The 3,426-nt window shown below is 71.7% G+C and carries 4 protein-coding genes; 3 read left to right on the plus strand and 1 reads right to left on the minus strand.

Annotation, left to right across the window (positions count from 1 at the left end; translation table 11 throughout):
• The coding region (locus VF665_RS07390) for a fused MFS/spermidine synthase (protein WP_331052766.1) at positions 1–454 on the plus strand (454 nt) is incomplete at its 5' end.
• On the opposite strand, the gene VF665_RS07395 is transcribed toward VF665_RS07390, so the two are convergent.
• Positions 451–795, minus strand: coding sequence for a hypothetical protein (locus VF665_RS07395; RefSeq protein WP_331052767.1), 345 nt, complete (start codon positions 793–795; stop codon positions 451–453). The two genes, VF665_RS07390 and VF665_RS07395, sit on opposite strands and share 4 nt — an antisense overlap.
• Positions 796–965: 170 nt before the next feature.
• On the opposite strand from VF665_RS07395, the gene VF665_RS07400 reads away from it, so the two are divergent.
• Positions 966–2,120 carry a DNA repair exonuclease gene (locus VF665_RS07400; RefSeq protein ID WP_331052768.1) on the plus strand — a complete coding sequence of 385 codons (1,155 nt, stop codon included), beginning with the start codon at positions 966–968 and terminating at the stop codon, positions 2,118–2,120.
• A 3-nt stretch (positions 2,121–2,123) separates the two neighbouring features.
• Positions 2,124–3,426, plus strand: a 1,303-nt coding sequence (locus VF665_RS07405) for an SMC family ATPase (protein ID WP_331052769.1), incomplete at its 3' end; no start/stop codon positions are given.

Below are 3,426 nucleotides of genomic sequence, written 5' to 3' on the forward strand. Positions count from 1 at the left end.
GTTCGACCGGGTGGTGGTGGATGTGTACGGCGGAGACGAGATGGTGCCGCCGCACCTGGTTACCCGCGAGGCGCTGGCGGAATTCGCCGCGCTGCTGCGGCCACACGGCGTATTGCTGGTGAACCTGATCGGGGTGGCGCGCGGCGAAGGGCAGGGGCGCTTCTGGTCCGTGGTGCGCACCGCGGCCGAGTCGTTCCCGTCGCTGCGGCTGTACACGCACCTGGGGCAGGATTCGGCGGAGCGGCAGAACTTTCTGCTCGCCGCGTCGGCGCAGGCGGGGACGGCGTTCCCGGAGCGGGCGGGGTGGTTCGAGGCGTGGCCGGCGGAGGAGTGGCCCCGGGTGGAGGCCGCGGCCGTGTACCGCGACCGGGCGGGCGCGGCGGAGGGGGCGCGAACGCCGCGCGCCGCGCCCCTGGAGGAGCGCGGCGCGCGGGCGGCGCCGGTGGCGGACTAGCGCGGTCCGCCCTTGGTGCGCTTCTGCGCCTTTTTCTGCTGCCGGGCCATTTCGCCCTGCATGAACTCCATCTGCTTGCGCCGCATTTCCAGGTGGCGCTTCATCTGCTCCTGCTGCTTCAGCTTCTGCCCTTCGGCGCCGCTGTAGCGCTGCCGGTCCATCAGCCGCTTCATCAGGCGGATGACGGGGGCGGCAAAGTACTTGAGCATGAACGCCTTGCGCTTTTCGCCCTTGCTTTCCAGGTCGGCCAGCGCGTACGGAAGGGCCTGCACCTGGTCCTGCAGGGTGCGGTGGCGCTCTTCGGGAGACACCTTCTTTTTCTTCTTTTTATTCTCGGCCATGACGACGTGGGTCGGTCGATGGTAGTCTCAGGATCGCCGGTGCCCGGCGGCGGCTCCGGTACCCCGGCGGGGAAGCCCGGTTCGCGCCGCGGGTCCCGCGTGCAACGCACAATCGTAGCCGCCGCGCGCCCCGCTCACAAGCGCGGGCCCGCGCCGGCAGGGGTGCGCCCGTGAGGATCGCGCACTGGGCGGACCTGCACCTGGGCTTTCGCGCCTACCACCGCGTCACGCAGCGCGGCGCCAACGTGCGCGAAGCCGACGTGGCCGACGCCTTTCGCCAGGCCGTGGCGCGCACGGTGGAGCTGCGGCCGGACCTGGTGCTGGTGGCGGGCGACGTCTTTCACACCGTGCGCCCCTCCAACACGGCCATCGCCGAGGCGTTCCGGCAGTTCTCGCTCCTGGCGGAACGCCTCCCCGGCGTGCCGGTGGTGATGATCGCCGGCAACCACGACTCGCCGCGCTCCGCCGAAACGGGCAACATCCTGCACCTGTTCCGGGAGATCGAGGGCGTCCGCGTGGTGGCCGACGAGTGCCGCGCGGTGCACCTGCCGGGCATCGACGCCTCCATCCTGTGCCTGCCGCACGTGTCGCTTTCCGGCGGCGAGGAAACGCGCATCGAGCCGGAGCCGGGGGCGCGGCACAACCTGCTCATGCTGCACGGCACCATCGGCGGCGACGTGGCCGAGCGCAAGCTGCGCTACGTGTCGGAATACGGCGGCGCCATCGTCCCCGACACCGACATCGGGCCGGAGCGGTGGGACTACGTGGCGCTGGGCCACTACCACATCTGCACGGACCTGGCGCCCAACATGTGGTACGCGGGGGGCATCGAGCGCACCTCCACCAACATCTGGATGGAAAAGGAAGAGAAAGGATTCCTGCTCTTTGACACGGAGACGGGAACGGCGGAGTTCCAGCCCGTGCGCACCCGCCCCGTCGTGGACCTTCCCCGGCTGGATGCGCGCGGCCTTTCCCCGGCGGAGGTGGACGAGTCCATCCACGCCGCGGTGAGCCGGGTTCCGGAGGGGATCCGCGGCAAGCTGGTGCGCATGGTGGTCGGCGACATTCCCCGCGCGGTGGTCCGCGAGCTCAACCACCGCCGCATCCGCGAGTGGAAGGCCGAGGCGCTGCACTTTCACCTGGACGCCCGCCCGCCCGAGGTGCGCCGCCGCTCCGGCAGCGCCGCCCCCGTGCGCCGGCAGACGCTGCAGGAGCAGGTGTCCGCTTTTCTCACGTCTGATTGGCAGATTCGCGATCCCATCGTGAAGACGGACCGCCTCGTGAACCTCGGGACGGAGTACGTGGACCGCACAGGGGAGGGCTGAGCCATGCGCCTTCTGTCTCTGCGGATGCGCAACTTCCGCCAGCACGCGGACACCGAGATCACCTTCCGGCCGGGGCTCACCGGCATCATCGGGCCCAACGGCGCCGGCAAATCCACCATCCTGGAGGGGATCGCCTGGGCCATCTACGGCTCGCAGGCGGCCCGGGGGACCAATGACACCATCCGCTTCGCGCGCGCGGGGGCACGCGCGCGCGTGGAAGTGGAGTTGGCGTTCGGGCTGGGCGCGCATGAGTTCCGCGTCGTGCGCTCGCTGAACGGCGCCGACGTGTACCTGGACGGCGGCGCCGCCCCCGTCGCCTCCACGCTGGGCGGTGCGACCGCGTACCTGCAGCAGCGCGTCGGCATGACGCGCGAAGAGTTCTTCAACACCTACTTCACGGGGCAGAAGGAGCTCGCCTTCCTGGCGGCCATGGGGCCCACGGACCGCGGCCGCTTTCTGAGCCAGGTGCTGGGCTACGAGCGCCTTCGCCGCGCGCAGGACCTGGTCAAGGCGCGCAAGACGGAGCTGCGCAGCGAGATCAAGGGGCTGCGCGCCACCCTGGGCGACCGCGAGCAGATCGTCGCCGCGCGCCGGGCAGCGGAGCAGCGCGTGGCGGACGCGGTCGCTTCGCTGAACGCGGCGAAGCTCGCGGTGGAGGGGGCGCAGGCGGAGCTTCGGCTCGTCACTCCGCGCTGGGTGGAGGCGCAGGCGGCCCGCGAGCGCTTCCGCGAGCTCACCCACGCCATGCAGACGGCGGAGCGCGACCGGGAGTCCGCCCGCCGCGACCTGGACCGCGCCGCCGCCGAGCTGGAGGCCGTCGCCGGCGCGGAAGCGGAGCTGGCGCCCCTGCGCGAGCGTCTGTCCGAGCTTCCCTCGGTCAACGACCAGTGCTCGCGGCTCAGCGAGCTCGCGCGGCAGGACGAGCGGCGCAAGGCGTTCGCGCGGCAGGCGGCGGACCTGGACGCGGAGCTGGAGCGTGCCCGCGAGCGGCTGGAAAAGGTCGCCACCGCGCCGGAGCTGGAGCGCCGCTACGCCGAGGAGCTGGAGCGGCTGCGGGCCGAGCGGGCCACGGCGGAAACGGAGCTGGAGGAAAAGAAGTCGGCGTGGCTGGCCGACAAGCAGGACGCGTGGACCAAGCTCAGCGGCTACCGCGACCGCGCGGCCGAACTGCGCGAGCAGATCAAGCAGATCCAGACGCTGGGCCCGGAAGGCACCTGCCCCACCTGCGGCCGCCCCGTGGGCGCGGACTACGAGCGCCTGCTGGACGAGCTGGAAGAGCAGTGGGCCGCCCTCGTGCAGGACGGAA

Source organism: Longimicrobium sp., assembly GCF_036387355.1.
In the GTDB taxonomy this organism is placed as follows: domain Bacteria; phylum Gemmatimonadota; class Gemmatimonadetes; order Longimicrobiales; family Longimicrobiaceae; genus Longimicrobium.

Excerpts from the sequence above, each read along its gene's own strand:
- VF665_RS07395 (WP_331052767.1), bottom strand. The coding sequence starts at position 795 with ATGGCCGAGAATAAAAAGAAGAAAAAGAAGGTGTCTCCCGAAGAGCGC.